The organism is Acrocarpospora sp. B8E8, from assembly GCF_039871605.1.
GTDB classification, from domain to species: domain Bacteria; phylum Actinomycetota; class Actinomycetes; order Streptosporangiales; family Streptosporangiaceae; genus Acrocarpospora; species Acrocarpospora macrocephala.
On sequence record NZ_JBDPLV010000001.1, the window covers coordinates 426,027 to 439,156 of the forward strand.

16 protein-coding genes are annotated in these 13,130 nt (G+C 66.7%); 3 read left to right on the plus strand and 13 right to left on the minus strand.

Annotated elements, in window-relative coordinates:
- Nucleotides 1–115: 115 nt before the first annotated feature.
- From ABGB08_RS02015 to ABGB08_RS02045, 7 genes are all read right to left on the minus strand, one after another.
- The gene (locus tag ABGB08_RS02015) at nt 116–2,422 is read right to left on the minus strand and encodes a cell division protein FtsK (RefSeq protein ID WP_347585508.1); all 2,307 of its coding nucleotides are present in this window, start codon (nt 2,420–2,422) and stop codon (nt 116–118) included.
- A gap of 106 nt (nt 2,423–2,528) precedes the next feature.
- On the minus strand, nt 2,529–2,720 hold the full coding sequence (locus tag ABGB08_RS02020) for a hypothetical protein (RefSeq protein WP_347585510.1): 192 nt from the start codon (nt 2,718–2,720) through the stop codon (nt 2,529–2,531).
- Between the two features lie 77 nt (nt 2,721–2,797).
- On the minus strand, nt 2,798–3,826 hold the full coding sequence (locus ABGB08_RS02025) for a DUF2637 domain-containing protein (RefSeq protein WP_347585512.1): 1,029 nt from the start codon (nt 3,824–3,826) through the stop codon (nt 2,798–2,800).
- Complete coding sequence (locus ABGB08_RS02030; protein ID WP_347585514.1) at nt 3,823–4,221, minus strand: RRQRL motif-containing zinc-binding protein; 399 nt, start codon at nt 4,219–4,221, stop codon at nt 3,823–3,825. Before ABGB08_RS02030 ends, ABGB08_RS02025 begins: the two co-directional genes overlap by 4 nt.
- The gene (locus tag ABGB08_RS02035; RefSeq protein WP_347585516.1) at nt 4,218–4,793 is read right to left on the minus strand and encodes a hypothetical protein; all 576 of its coding nucleotides are present in this window, start codon (nt 4,791–4,793) and stop codon (nt 4,218–4,220) included. Before ABGB08_RS02035 ends, ABGB08_RS02030 begins: the two co-directional genes overlap by 4 nt.
- Nucleotides 4,793–5,113, minus strand: a complete 321-nt coding sequence (locus ABGB08_RS02040; protein ID WP_347585518.1) for a WhiB family transcriptional regulator — start codon at nt 5,111–5,113, stop codon at nt 4,793–4,795. Before ABGB08_RS02040 ends, ABGB08_RS02035 begins: the two co-directional genes overlap by 1 nt.
- Before the next feature lie 330 nt (nt 5,114–5,443).
- Entirely contained in the window at nt 5,444–6,229 is a 786-nt protein-coding gene (locus ABGB08_RS02045) for a GntR family transcriptional regulator (RefSeq protein ID WP_347585520.1), read from the minus strand.
- Nucleotides 6,230–6,302: 73 nt separating this feature from the next.
- Here ABGB08_RS02045 and ABGB08_RS02050 point away from each other — a divergent pair, with 73 nt between their 5' ends.
- Nucleotides 6,303–6,749, plus strand: a complete 447-nt coding sequence (locus ABGB08_RS02050) for an NUDIX domain-containing protein (RefSeq protein WP_347585522.1) — start codon at nt 6,303–6,305, stop codon at nt 6,747–6,749.
- A gap of 1,572 nt (nt 6,750–8,321) precedes the next feature.
- On the opposite strand, the gene ABGB08_RS02055 is transcribed toward ABGB08_RS02050, so the two are convergent.
- The 5 genes from ABGB08_RS02055 to ABGB08_RS02075 form a co-directional block, all read right to left on the minus strand.
- Nucleotides 8,322–8,543, minus strand: coding sequence for a hypothetical protein (locus tag ABGB08_RS02055; RefSeq protein WP_347585524.1), 222 nt, complete (start codon nt 8,541–8,543; stop codon nt 8,322–8,324).
- A 63-nt stretch (nt 8,544–8,606) separates the two neighbouring features.
- Nucleotides 8,607–9,554 (minus strand): hypothetical protein, encoded by a 948-nt coding sequence (locus ABGB08_RS02060; protein WP_347585526.1) that lies wholly within the window; start codon nt 9,552–9,554, stop codon nt 8,607–8,609.
- Nucleotides 9,547–10,101, minus strand: coding sequence for an RNA polymerase sigma factor (locus ABGB08_RS02065; RefSeq protein ID WP_347585528.1), 555 nt, complete (start codon nt 10,099–10,101; stop codon nt 9,547–9,549). Before ABGB08_RS02065 ends, ABGB08_RS02060 begins: the two co-directional genes overlap by 8 nt.
- 158 nt (nt 10,102–10,259) lie before the next feature.
- The gene (locus ABGB08_RS02070; protein WP_347585530.1) at nt 10,260–10,508 is read right to left on the minus strand and encodes a hypothetical protein; all 249 of its coding nucleotides are present in this window, start codon (nt 10,506–10,508) and stop codon (nt 10,260–10,262) included.
- A gap of 17 nt (nt 10,509–10,525) precedes the next feature.
- Nucleotides 10,526–10,894, minus strand: coding sequence for a DUF6247 family protein (locus ABGB08_RS02075; protein WP_347585532.1), 369 nt, complete (start codon nt 10,892–10,894; stop codon nt 10,526–10,528).
- A gap of 272 nt (nt 10,895–11,166) precedes the next feature.
- Between ABGB08_RS02075 and ABGB08_RS02080 the strand changes: the two genes are divergently transcribed.
- Both ABGB08_RS02080 and ABGB08_RS02085 read left to right on the plus strand, forming a co-directional pair.
- Nucleotides 11,167–11,289: a hypothetical protein gene (locus tag ABGB08_RS02080; RefSeq protein ID WP_347585534.1), complete on the plus strand. Its 123-nt coding sequence runs from the start codon at nt 11,167–11,169 to the stop codon at nt 11,287–11,289.
- Between the two features lie 60 nt (nt 11,290–11,349).
- Nucleotides 11,350–11,736: a hypothetical protein gene (locus ABGB08_RS02085; protein WP_347585536.1), complete on the plus strand. Its 387-nt coding sequence runs from the start codon at nt 11,350–11,352 to the stop codon at nt 11,734–11,736.
- A 154-nt stretch (nt 11,737–11,890) separates the two neighbouring features.
- Here the strand turns inward: ABGB08_RS02085 and ABGB08_RS02090 are convergent, their stop codons facing one another.
- Nucleotides 11,891–12,739, minus strand: a complete 849-nt coding sequence (locus ABGB08_RS02090) for an alpha/beta hydrolase (protein ID WP_347585539.1) — start codon at nt 12,737–12,739, stop codon at nt 11,891–11,893.
- Nucleotides 12,740–13,130: the final 391 nt, after the last annotated feature.

Genomic DNA, 13,130 nt, shown 5'->3' on the forward strand with positions numbered 1-13,130 from the left:
GGTTTGCGCAGGTCAGGGTCTAGGCGCTAGATCCCTGGTAGATCGCTGTTTCGGGGTCTAGGGGAGCCTCTAGACCTAGAGGGGTAGGGCTCTAGGTCTAGAGGCGATCCGGGGGTTAGGAGGCCGCGCCGGAAACCCGGCTCTTGTCACGCTGGGTGACGGCGGCGAGGATGTCGTCACGGGCGATGCCGATGCGGTTCGCGCCCTTGCCGCCGCCCTCGGGGGTGCCCCACACCTGCATGGTCCGCACGCCGTACGGCTTGAGCGCGGTGGTGAGCTGACCGGTCTTCGCGCCGCCCTCCAAGGCCACCCATGCGCCGTAGGCGTCCGGGCGGAGTTCGCCGAGGCGATCCACCACGACCTCGTTCCACACCTTGGCCTCGGCGGGCGGGACCACGGCCAGGATGTCGGCCAGCAGATCGAAGCTCGGCGTGACCTGCTCAGGTCGCTCGCCGAGGGCGTGACCGGTCAGCACGCCCGCACCGGAGCGCAGCGCGCGGGCGCGGTCGGCAATCTTCTGGGTGGCCGGGGTGTCGAGGTAGGCCGACTTGACCACCTTGGGCATCTGGGTCGCGCCAACCAGGTACCCGGTACCGGCGTCACCGCCTTTGGCGGGAGGACCGGGCACGAACATCGTGGCGCGGATGCCGTTCTTGTAGGCCGACGTGCCAAGGATCATGTCGTTTTCGAGCTGTCCGGCGACCCGCAGGCAGAACCGGATGGACACGTTCGCCGAAATGCCGGTGGGCAGGCTGTCCTTGTCGGGCCGCTGGGTGGCCAGGATCAGCACCACACCGAGAGCGCGCCCCAGCTTGATGATGAACTCGGCGTCCTCACCTGCCTGCTTGCCGTACTCAGGGTGCGCGAACAGGTTCTGACACTCGTCGAAGATGGCAATGAGCGGGTGCAGGCCCAGCGAGCGCTTGTCGGCGATCTGCCGGGTGACCTTCTTGTCCGGGCACAGGTCGGGCGGCAGGGCCTTGAGCGCGGCGGCGCGGCGCATGACCTCCTTGCGCAGCAAGACCAGCGAATCGGCGGCGTAGGCGATGGCCTCATCTTCGATGCCGGAGACGTAGCGGTGGCAGTTCTGCTCATGCGCCTCAACGTCGCCGGTGCCCTTGAGCTCGTGAATCCACATCTCGGTGGACGGGTCCAGCGCCGCGCCGGAGGCCAGCACGCGGACCGAGGCGGTCTTCCCCTGGCCGGGCTGGGAGCCGATCAGGATGTTGTGCTCGATGATCGGCACGGTGACGGCGCGTCCGCGCGGGTCCGACCCGAACGGGATGCCCTTGAACACATCGTGCATGCCAGCCTTGACCAGCGGGGACTTGACGACGGTCTTGGACAGGTCCTTGTCGCCCACCCACAGGATCAGCCGTCCCTCATGGATGGAGGAATCGCCCTCGGGCCAGATGCAGCCCAGCGGGCGGCGCAACGCCGAGGCCATCCGGTCGCGCTTGTCCAACACATCGGCCACGGTCACGCCGTACGGAAGATCGATGTCGGCACGCCAGCCGGGACCATCACGGGTGATCGGCGCGACGAACCGGATGGCATCCTTGGCGTTCTTGGCCATGGCCTGGTTGATGCCCGCGATGCCGAGCACGGTCAGGGATCGGATGACGATGTCGCCGGTCAGCTTCTCCACAGCGCTCGCCACGACGGCGCGGTTGATGAGCGGGCGGTCGGCGGGCTTGCCGAGGATGCCCAGCAGCGCGAGCGCGGCGGCCAGCGCCGTCCACTGCACGGCGGTCGGCTGGTTGGCCACCACGATTGCGGCGATCAGCAGCACCACCAGCGCCGCGCCGGTGACCCACACGCGCAGCCGGACGCGGGAGTCACGCTGCCGGGACAGCTTCAGGTACGCCTCGGGGTCGGCCTTGAGCACGGTGGCGACCCGTACCGGCTCGCCTTCCAGGTCGAAGGTCCAGCGGACCATCCCGCCCACCAGGCGGACGAACCCGCGCGGCGCGCGGATGGCCAGCCGTCCGCCATACAGCGGCGCGCGGGCGAGCTGGTAGCCGGTTACGTGCGCGTAGTGGAGGCCGACCCAGCGAAGGGTCTGGGCGGCCTCGGCGCGGGAGCGCAGCCACAAAGGGACGATCGGCTGACGGGTGCGCGCCTTGGCCTCCAGGTCGGTCCGCCAGTCGTGCCGGTCCGGTCCGCTCTGATCGACGCGGACGATGTCGCCTTCCAGGACCGGACGGTCCGCCACGGTCGGCGTGCTGTCGTCCGGCGGTCCGTCCGGCCGGTCGGACAGCTTGCTGTAGGGGTGCCGTCCGGCGCGGGCCGACTCGATGGGGACGATGTCAGCCCCCTTGCCGTCCGGGCGGTCGTCCGGGTGGTCGGTCCGCGCGCCGTCCGGAGTCTCCTCGGGAGTCAGGTCCGGGCGGTCGGCGGGCGTGAACGTGTCGTGCGTCATGATGAGGTCACCTCGTGCTCGAAGCGGGTTGCGGGGAGCAGGGCGCGGCCGTTGTCTTGGCGGATTGGGGCCGCGCCCTGCCTGCTGAACCTGCGGTCGGGGCTGCTCACCGGGTGCTCTCCCGGTCGCTGGGGCGCTTGTTGGGGTTGCAGCAGGTCTTGCTGTGCAGGGCCATGTGCGTGTGCAGTTCGCCGGACACGCGCCGGTGGGTGATCCAGTAGCGGAGCAGGGTGTAGACCACCAGCGCGGCGCAGGCCAGCGTGATGAGCGAAGCGGCGGCGGTGAGAAGCATGGACATGGCGGGGTCTCATTCCGAGGCGGGGGTGGGCGGGCAGGACCGGGCGGACCATGCGGACGGTCCGCCCGGGTGATGCATCAGGCCGCGAGTTCGCCGTCCGGCTGACGGTGCGCCGGGTCGGCGGGGGCTTCGGCCTTGAGGCGGGATAGCAGCGCTGAGGCGCGGTCGGAGGAGATGGACTGCCCGGTTTCGCGGACGGCGGCCAGCAGCCGGTCACGGGTGAGCGGCAGGCCGCGCGCGTCGAGGTCGGCAGCGATCTGCCAGCCGAGCGGCATCAAGCTGTCCACGTCCGGCGCAGGTGGCTTCGCCGCACGGGCGCGCTTGCTGGCGGCCGAAGCGCGCGGCTTGCGGGGAGCGGGCGGCAGCGCGGCGCGCGACGGCAGACCAGAGCTCGCAGGCGCGGCGGTGAGCCGCACAGCGTCGGCGCGGATCGGCGATTCGGCCGGCAAAAGCTCGCCGAGGCGATACAGGGCGCGTTCACGGCGGCTGGCCTTGAACCGCCACAGCTTGCCGTAGCGGTCTTGCAGGTCGGTCTTGGCCATGATGCGGTCACGCTCACGCCCGAGCGCCTCGGGGTAGCTGCGGACCTCCCACAGAACCATGCGCCGCCATAAGGCGAAGGTCGGCAGCGGGGCCAGCAGCCAGCGCGAGCCACGGATGCCGTCCATCCGGTCGGGCTTGACCAGGTCGGCGCGTTTGCGGATGACGTGCGCGCCGACTTCCACGGCCACGACCCACAGCAGCGGCAGCAGCGCGTGCGCCACGACCGCGAACCAGTCGATTACCGCGGCTTCCAGATAGGCGGCCACGTTGAGGTACACGGTGGCGGCGGTCAGCGCCCACGGGATGAACCGCAGCCAGCGCAGCCGCATACCGAGACGCGCGAGCACGATGTCCAGCGCGGAGAACACCGCGATGCCCAAGTCGATACCGAGCGGGACACTCCAGGCGAACCAACCGAAGGACGGCGCGGCGGCGCTGGCCACGCGCTCGAAGCTGTTGACGAAGCCGAGCACGCCCAGCACGCCGGTCACGGCGGCGGTCACGGTGACGGCGGTGCGTTCGCCCTTGCTCAGCTCACGCGGGCGGGTGTCGGTGCTGTTCATGCGGCGGCCTCCTGTCCGCACTCGGCGCCGTTGGCGCAGTCCAGGCAGGTGCCGAGGTGGCGCGGCAGCACGTAGCCGACATCCCGCAGGCACAGCGGGCAGGTACGGCGGGCGGCATTCGCCTTGGCCAGCGCGGCACGCTGGCGCGCGGTCGGGGTGCGCTTGGGCAGCGCGAACCGCACGTCATACAGGTAGGCGGCACGCACACCGGGCGCGCCGTGGCGGCGGGAGCGCCACAGCACCTGTGCCTGCACGCCCTGCCCTGCGGGGCGCAGGCCATCGGCGGCCAGCTGGCGCAGGGTGCGCAGGTGCGGCGGCGACATCTTCCACGGGTAGGTGGGGATGCCGTACCGGGCGCCGGTCGGATCCCAGAAACGGGCGCGGATGCGGCTCATGAGCGGGCACCGCCCTTCCGGAGCTGGGGAAGCTCGGCGTACAGGGTCATCTGGGCGGCCAGCAGGCCGACGATCAGCAGTTCCACCAGCGAGGCGGCGATCAGCAGGGGCGAAAGCCGTCCGGCGATCCACACCAAGGCGAGGCCCGTCAATGGGGCCAGGCAGAACGCCAGCAGGTTCACGGCGAGCTGGAACCACTTGCGGGAGCGGCGGCGCGTGTCGCGGTGGTGGTCGTGCTCCCAGCCGAACACGGCGCTGGTGTCGGCGCTGTCCAGGTCGGCGGCGGCGATCAGACGCGGAGCGAGGTCTTCCCGGATGTAGCGGCCGATCATGGTCACCATGTGGTCGGCACACAGATGCGTCCAGCCGAGCACCACACCCGTAACCGGGAGCGCCAGCAGCAGGTACAGCCGACCGGAGGAAGCGGTCACAGCGGCGAGCGCCGCGACCGAGGTCAGCTGCGCGTACAGCAGGTTGTCGCGGAAGCCGATACGGGACACCTGTTCGGCCTTGAGCCGCTCGTATTCGGCCATGTGCAGCGTGATCGCGTGTTCGGCGCGGGCGGTATCCATCACGCCACCTCACGCACGCCGCGAGGCGAAGAGAGCGGGGTGAACTCGGTAGCAGTGCGGCCAGCCCAGATACCGGAGGCCGGGCGGACTTTGCGCGCGTACTGCTCACACAGGGCGCGGGCCGGGCAGGCGGCGCAGACCTCGCGTGCCACGTCCTCGCGGGCGGTGCGTTCGGCGGGCGTCTCGATGGTGAAGCGCGGACCGGTGTGCAACTCCGGGTCGTACGTGCACTCAGGAAGCGGCGTGTCGCCGTCCACGCGCCACGTCGCTTCGACCTCGGTCAGCGACATGCGCGAAGGGTGGGCAGGTCTGTGAGTCATGATGGGTGGGCTCCTTGATGGTTGAGGAGACCCGGAGCGGTGCGGGTCTTGGCGGAAACACACCGCTCCGGACTTGGTCAGGGGCACGTCTAGATGCGTGCAGAAGGTCAGTGCGCAGGGTCGTTGTCCTTGCGCGGGCCGCCTTTTCGCGGGAGGCGGTGGCCCTGTTCATCGCTATTGAGTTGATCAAGCGGCATGTGCGACAGCCCGTCGGCGCGCGGCTTGTGGCCGCCTTCCCAGGTCTTCCGGCTGTGCCAACTCATCTAGGCATCTACTCGTCTAGAGGAGTTGCAATACATGTATCTCAGACTCGTCTAGAGGAGTCAAGTCCTATCGTGCAGGAAGTTGGTACGCGAGGACGTAGGCATCACTCGACATCACTGTGTCGCAGACCTCAACGGCCTGCCCGTCGTCGGCGTAGGCCGTGCGGATGAGGTGGAAGACCGGAATGCCCGGCGCAAGCTTGAGCGCTTTGACCTCGTCCCGAAGGGGCATCCTGGAACGGATCTCCTCGTCAAAGTGATCGAGTCGATACCCCAACTCTTCCAGGCGTGCATAGATACCGCCTGGGCCGCTGTTCGGTTGGGTGATCTGAGTCCCTTGCGCGATGTGAGCGGGAATGTATGAGACGGCAGTCTCAACGGGGTGATCGTTGATCAGGTAGCGCCGTGATCGCACAATCACGCTCTGCCCTGATGTCAAACCAAGACGCTTCGCCACATCGGTGGAGGCTTCCTCTTCGCTGATTCGGATGGAGTCAACGGACGGTTTGCCTCCTGACTCTTCTGTTTCAGCGATGAACGCGGCTTTCCCTTGTTCGCGGTGGCGTCGTGCGAAGCGGTCAGAAGCCAGACGCCGAACCTGCGGTCGGGATCGGACGAATACCCCCTTCCCATGCTCAGCGACCGTCAGACCCTCGCTCTGTAGAAGCTGTAGCGCGTTGCGGACTGTCATGCGAGCAACGCCGTAATGCGTCATGAGCTGGCTCTCTGAGGGCACCTTGGACCCTGGTGGAAGGACATTCCGGTCCATGGCTTCACGAAGGTGATCAGCGATCTGCTTGAAGACCGGGCGATCAGATGCGGGGTCGAGACCAGGCAGGGCGATGTCAGCCACAGTCCACTCCTCCACTTGTACGTACGTGTACTACCGTGAGTGTAGCTGTGTAGATGAAGCGCCGGAGGGCAGCATGAATCAGGACAATCGTCACTCAGTCAGCGTTTCCGGCGTCGTGCTCGATGCAGAAGGCCGCGCACTCTTGATCCAGCGGCGTGACAACAGCCACTGGGAAGCGCCGGGCGGCATCCTAGAACGCGACGAAGACATCACGACTGGCCTTCGTCGCGAAGTCCATGAGGAGACGGGACTTGAAGTCGAAGTGGAGGCTCTGACAGGGGTATACAAGAACATGGCTCGGGGGATTGTCGCCCTTGTCTTTCGATGCCGCGCCGTGGCTGGGTCCCTGACCGAGAACGACGAATCACGAGCGTTTCAGTGGGTTACCGCCGATGAAGTCGCATCGTTCGCTACCGAGGCGTTCGCAATCCGCGTTCTTGATGCAATGCGCGGCGAATATCGACCGGCTATCCGGCAACATGACGGCATTCACTTGATCGGGTCCAGCTCTACTGCCTAAGAGGGCATCCTGTACTGCCGAGTTGGTCCGACTGCCTCTCCTGACCTCTCTACCGGTGCTCAGGCTTAAGGGCGCTTGAGTCGGCCAAAGGTCGAAGGCCAGCAGAGGGTCACACCTAACCGTTCGCAAAGCTCGGACCATGTCAGATCGCGTGGCGCGCGCTCTATGGAAAGTACGGGGTGGACCGGAATGGAGCCTCTGAGTAAATCCGCATAACGTAGAACTTGGCCGAGGCCATACCGAAGTTGCCTTTCTTCGTTCTCGTCGCTCAAACTCTTGACCTCGGCTACGAATAGTATATCGTCGGCCATCCATGCAATGTCATATAGGGGTTCATTGGAGGATGGGCTCCTGGCAATCCAACCTTGGCTTGTCACATAGGATGCTAAGGCGTTCTGAGTGTGGGCGTGGCTTCGCTGACTTCTCTCCATCAGCGCGGGATCCACAGTGAAGGGTTCGGGTTCAGTGACCGAGCGTTGCTCATTGGCTGGCACGTAGGCTTGGCCTAATGCAAGTGCGTGATTATCGGCTAAGAGGGCTTCTATTCTGCTCTCGGACAAAGCATCAGCTAAGGCAGGAAACGCCTCTGCCAGAGTTCGGGGCATCTTGGTCAAATAGAACTGGGTCGCTCTGATCGGTCTTTTATCTGAGAGAGCAAACGGTGGATAGATACTTCCAGAGACTCTCACCCGGGTCTGCTCTAGGGCAGATCTAACGAGGGGTTCGGAACGTCTTATTTCCTCTAATGTCAGAACTGGGCTTACCGGGAACGGCCCTTCTAAAAGAACCCGCCAACACGGGCGCTTGAAAGGTTGGATACCCGCCTTACGTGCTACTTCCCCGTGTGACCCCCAGATCCGTTCCTCCGTAAAGGCATGACCTGACGCTCGGCTCCACCACGCAATCTGACCGGCATTAGTATCATAGTGAAAGATTACGTCACCGGGGCGTACGTGAAAAGTTAGCGAATAAGCAGCATGCTCACGTCCGGACCCGTCGAGTTTTGGTGCCCATAGGTCGATCCCGATATCAGTGCGGTTAGTTGTTTCGACCCAGAAGATTTCCGCTGGGTCGTTAAGCCACCATTCGTTTACTGGCACGCCACACCTCAGGGATGTCGTGGATCGTTTCACGCATACTCTGTCAGAGGATGTTCAGGGTTGACAGTGGTCGCAGGCAGGCAGGCAGGCAGGCGGTGTCAAGTCCTTCGTGTGCTGCTCCCTGAGACGTGCTCGGGCCATCCTTGCGCTTGCCAGCAAAGGCGGCAGGGAGTCTCTCAGGATTGATCGTTTCCCAATGCATTCCCCAAAGGGCCTTTGCTACTGAGAAATTACAGGTCAGAGCGCAGTAGGCGCCGGTCTGTAAATCCGTCGGCTCACTACCCAGGTTCGAATCCTGGACCTGCCACCAACTGCAGAAACGGCCCTTGACCAGCGTGTATGCCAGTCAAGGGCCGTTTTCGTCTGTCCGGCTGTCTACGGCCGTAGGTGGCCATCTACGGCTGTTCGCGGTGAATACGCGGGGAAGTTTCCGTACCCCTAGGCGATGGCTTCCGAGATCCGGCGCATCGCCTCACCCCGTCTGACCGTCGATGCACTTCGCGTAGACGCGCAGTAGCACGTTCACGCTGTGACCTGCCCACTGAGCGACCTGGCGAGCGAGCACGCCGGCGTTCAGCCACATCGAAACCGCCGCATGGCGCAGCGCGTACGGCACGCCCACCAACGGAGGCCGGGCTTCATCCTCCGTGAACGTCGCGGAGCTGGTCGAGCAGAGCCGCGCCGTCGTTCTCAAGTCGTGGGGAGCCGGGCTAGGATGCGCCCTCCGGATCTTCCGGAGGGCGCCCTGTCGTGTCTGTCAGATCTTGCGGCAGCGCTCCTTCGGGGCCTCGCGCCGCTTTATCCCGTCCTCGCGAGCCGGGAGCGCCTGGGCGACGCCGACTGACAGGAGCGCCCACCCGCCCAGCACGTCGCCCTTTTCGGTGACCACCTCGCCGGGATTCATGGGGTGGTCCTGCACGCTCTCATAGGGGTACACGAAGCGCACCCCCAGGAATCGGTAGGTGCGCGGATCGAAGACCAGTTCCTCGCCGCTGTTGTCACCGACGGTGTCGATCAGGACCGACACCCCTTGCCGCCCGGCGGCGTCCGCGACCCCTCGTTTGACGACCAGGCCGGGAAACTCCGCGGTCACCCGCAGCAAGCGTGCCGTCTGGAGCGGGTAGGGCGCCGCCCTCTGAATCTTGCCCACGACGTCTATGAACTTGCCGGCGTACGTGGGAACTTTCCCTTTGGGGATGGGATAGCTCAGGTCCGCCGGCCAGGAAGGCGGATGCTGGGAGCCGCAGAGGACGGGGTTCAGCGTCTCCACACGTTCGGTCGTCAAGCGGTCGAGCCAGGGCCCCTTGCCGTCCGCGGGTGTCCACACCTCGACCTCGGTCGTCGTGTAGAGGGCGCTCCAGGGGACGCCCAGTCCCGCCGCAAAGGCGCGGACGTACCTGTACTCTCCCGGCTTTGCCTTCAAAAGCGGTTGCGCCTCGGCCACGTCGGCGGCCCGCCGCAGGATCTCCGCGCCGCTCAGCAGCGGCGGCTCGGGTTGCGGCGGAGGGCCGACCGGGACCGGGCGAAGGAACACGGCGACCATCATGCCCACCAGCGCCGTCGCCAGCGCCGCCAGGAACGGGCCCAGCCTCTTCCAGCCCCGGGGGCGGCTCTTCGCGGCCCCATCCACGAAACGGGCCCGGGCGGCGGCCAGGTTGGCCTCGGTGGTCGGAGGGCGTTCGAACAGGGTCTCCAGCTCACGCATCGGTGGCCTCCAGCGCGGTCTTCATCTTCGTGCGGGCGCGGTTCAACCGGGAGCGGACCGTGCCCACGGGAATCGACAGGGCCAGCGCCACCTCCCCGTAGGTGAACTGCGCCCAGGCGACCAGCAGCAGCGCGTCGCGGTCCCCTTGTTTCAGCGCGGCCAGGGCGCGCAGCAGGGGCCGGTTCACGGCCAGGGTGGTGACACCCTCCTCGACGAGGGCGGCGATCGTCTCGTCGGGGCCGTTGCGGGCGTAGGCACGGTAGCGGGCCTGTTCCCGGCGGCGGTGTTTGCCGATCAGGTTGGAGGCGATGCCGTAGAGCCACGGCCGGGCGTCGGTGTGGTCGGGGTTGTAGACGTGGCGGCGGCGGAAGGCGTCCAGGAATGTGTCGGAGACGACGTCGTCGGCCACGTCGGGGCCTAATCGGCGGGCGACGTAGGCGTGTAGATGGGGTGCGTGCCGATCGAAAAGGGCGGCGAAGCACTCGGGGTCGGTCAGGGACCCGCGGACGAGGTCGTTGTCCCGGGCCGTCGCGGTGGCTTCCCTCATGGGATCCTCTCGGGCGGTGCGGTCTGCTGCTCTGCTTTCACCGCGAGCCGCCCGAAGGGTTCACGTCAGCCCACTCGGCAACTTGGGGCGCCAGAGCCCCGGCGTCGAGCCACGTGGACACGGAGTTCGGGAGATATCCGATCGATTGGGACTCTCCGTCAGCCGAGCCACTCGATCCGGACGATATACACCAGACGCGAATGTTCTACGACGAGGTAAGTTGCCATGCCCGCGCTGCCGAAGATCTGGGTCAGCATGTTGGCCTTGGGGTTCTCAGGGTTGAACGGCAGTCCGTCCCACGGCTGCAGCTCCAGGAGTGCCCGTAGTTCGAGGAACGGGTTGATCGCCTCGATCGGCAGTGCGTCGGCTTGTGCCTGGGCGATTGGGTCGAATTCGATGCTGTACACGTTGCGGGCCGTCGGCCCTATGCCCGGGTGACGCGGGCGCGCAGCCGCTCGGCAAAGGCGTCGTCGAAGGCGATACCGCCGCTCGGCTCCCCGCGCTCAGCCAGCTGCTGGACGCGATCGGCAGTCTGCATCATTCGCGCGTAGTCGGCGGGATCGGCCTTGAGGATGGCCAGCCGCCGCCAGGATTCCACACACTCGTGCACAGGCGTCAGGTCCAACTCGTCCGCGGCCCGGCGAAGGGCCTCGCGGTACCCGGCGTCGAACGCCGCGTGGTCGTCCTCGGGGAGGCAGGCGCGGATGTTGCGCGGGCTTCGGTCGGCATGCAGTGAGGCACGAATCTTCTGCGGAGCCGACCTGGGGCCGGGCCCGGGAGGTTGAGCGGTCATGCCAGCTTCCCCTTCCCTGTACGGCCTGCACGTCAGTCTACCGAGCCGACTTGCGGGAGTCAGCTCAGCGGCTACCTGGGCTGGCTCCCGCTCCACTTTCCTACCAACAGCCGCAAGCTGGCGGTCACAGAATGGATCTTGAACCGGTTTCTCGGCTGGCTGGTGCGGGATGACGTACCCGATGGGACGAACACCCTCTACCTCGGCGCCGTGGAGATCGAGGCAGCGGCGGCACCATCACGGGCAAGCGCTACTACACCGGCCCCGACGGCGTGACCGTGGCCGTCCGCACCGCCGGCCAGGGCCTGTCCTGGATGCTGTCGGGCCTGCACGGTACCGCCCAGCTGGCGATCAAATGGGCGGTCGCTCTGGACCCGGAGCGACACGTCATCTAGCCCCTGTTCCCGCTGGCGTGGGATGCCGTCCGCGGGAGGCAGATCCTCGATGCTCCCGGCGTGTTCATCAGCGATGCCGAAGGCGATGCGGTGATCCACGCGGGCTGGCTTCACCATGGGCATGGCCTGCTGCCCGGCAACGTCCGCGTGGTACGCAGGTCCTACCCCGACGGTCGCGCCCGATGGACGCACTCCGCCGACCACCAGGTCACTGCGGTGGACGCCCTCGGTGGCATCGTCTATGTCACCCTCAACTCGGGCGAACTACTCGCGCTTCGCGCCACTGACGGGCACGCACCCGCCCGACACTGTCGTCATCGGCACCCTGGACGGGCGCATCCTCCTCTGCCGCACCACCGTGACCGGCTCACACGACGGTGGGGCCTGTGGCGTGGCCTGGAAAATGTTGGTGAGACGGGGTTCGAAGTCGAGGGAGGCGGTGGGTGAGCTGCCAGAGGTTGGCCGCCCCGCCGAGCGCCGTGGTGATGAGGGTCAAGCGGTTCGACCCCTCGAGGATGAGGACGGAGCGACAAGCATGGAGATCGCGCCGTCCCTGGGACAGCGCGATCTCATAGCTTCGGGACGGACCGGGGTGGCGGGATCAGGAGGTGGCGCGGGCCGCCGCCGCGATGAGAGCGGCGGTGGTGTCAGAGTGGGAGATCATGACCAAGTGCGAGGCTCCCTTGACCTCGCTGGTGCGCGCGCCGGCGCGCTTGGCCATGAACCACTGGGCCGCGGCCGGGATGGCCTGATCGGCTCCGGCGACCAGGTACCAGGAGGGGATGTTCTTCCAGGCGGGCGCACCACTCGGGGTGCCGAGCGCGGCCAGGGAGGCGGGCCGCTGGGTGGCGGCCATCAGAGCGGTGTCTCGGGCGGGCAGGTCGGCGGCGAAGGCGGCGCGGAACTTGGCCGGGTTGATGTAGGCGTCCGTGCCGGTCCCGCCGCCGGGCAGGGGGAACTCGCGGGTGATCAGGCTGGTGGGCAGCAGGCTGCCAGGGTATTTGCCGGAGAGGTCGAGTCCCGACTCGCCTTGGTCGGGGGCGAATGCGGCGATGAAGACCAGCGCTTTGACGTTGGAATGGCCGGTGGCGGCGTTGGAGATGACCGCCCCGCCGTAGGAGTGGCCGACCAGGACGACGGGCCCGGGGATGGTGGAGACGATGCTGGACAGGTAGGCCGAATCGCCGCTCAGATCACGCAGCGGGTTGGCGGTGGCGATCACCGGGTAGCCGGCGATCTGGAGCCGGGCGATGACCTCGTTCCAGCTCGAAGCGTCGGCGAACGCGCCGTGGACCAGCACCACGGTCGGTTTGACCCGCTGCCGGTCCGCCGATGTGGAGGCGGCGGCCGATGGGGAGACGGCCGCGACCAGGATGGCCAGGAAGGCCAGGATCACGGGCAGCGTGATCCGAACTCTCGGCCGGGAAATCGGGGATGCGTGGGTGGGCATGGGCGGATCTCCTTGGTGTGGGCTGAGGTTCTCAACGCGAGGCGCTGAGGCAGTGCGGGATTTCGCCGTGCCCTTTATTGATCGCGACCTCTGCTCACCGAAACCCCAGGAATGCGCGGCTATTGACAGCTGCGTTTGAGGCGGTGGCTGATGTGAGCAGGCGCCGGACGATCCCTTCACGGGGGCCACACAGTTGTCGACCGTCTGGTGGGGTTGCTGCTCCATGAGCACTGTGCGTTCATGGGCATACCGTAGGAATCGGTTCACGTGCCCCGCGAGCGTCACGTGACTGTGTCACCGAGCGTTATGTTGCGCATTGTCCAGGACAAACACGGGGTGGCACCCTGCGGCGGGCGGTCCGCTCGCTTGGCAGGGTACTGGCTCAAGCGAT

Coding starts and splice junctions, on each gene's coding strand:
- ABGB08_RS02015 (WP_347585508.1), bottom strand. CDS start 2,422: ATGACGCACGACACGTTCACGCCCGCCGACCGCCCGGACCTGACTCCC.
- ABGB08_RS02020 (WP_347585510.1), bottom strand. CDS start 2,720: ATGTCCATGCTTCTCACCGCCGCCGCTTCGCTCATCACGCTGGCCTGC.
- ABGB08_RS02025 (WP_347585512.1), bottom strand. CDS start 3,826: ATGAACAGCACCGACACCCGCCCGCGTGAGCTGAGCAAGGGCGAACGC.
- ABGB08_RS02030 (WP_347585514.1), bottom strand. CDS start 4,221: ATGAGCCGCATCCGCGCCCGTTTCTGGGATCCGACCGGCGCCCGGTAC.
- ABGB08_RS02035 (WP_347585516.1), bottom strand. CDS start 4,793: ATGGATACCGCCCGCGCCGAACACGCGATCACGCTGCACATGGCCGAA.
- ABGB08_RS02040 (WP_347585518.1), bottom strand. CDS start 5,113: ATGACTCACAGACCTGCCCACCCTTCGCGCATGTCGCTGACCGAGGTC.
- ABGB08_RS02050 (WP_347585522.1), top strand. CDS start 6,303: ATGAATCAGGACAATCGTCACTCAGTCAGCGTTTCCGGCGTCGTGCTC.
- ABGB08_RS02060 (WP_347585526.1), bottom strand. CDS start 9,554: ATGCGTGAGCTGGAGACCCTGTTCGAACGCCCTCCGACCACCGAGGCC.
- ABGB08_RS02065 (WP_347585528.1), bottom strand. CDS start 10,101: ATGAGGGAAGCCACCGCGACGGCCCGGGACAACGACCTCGTCCGCGGG.
- ABGB08_RS02075 (WP_347585532.1), bottom strand. CDS start 10,894: ATGACCGCTCAACCTCCCGGGCCCGGCCCCAGGTCGGCTCCGCAGAAG.
- ABGB08_RS02090 (WP_347585539.1), bottom strand. CDS start 12,739: ATGCCCACCCACGCATCCCCGATTTCCCGGCCGAGAGTTCGGATCACG.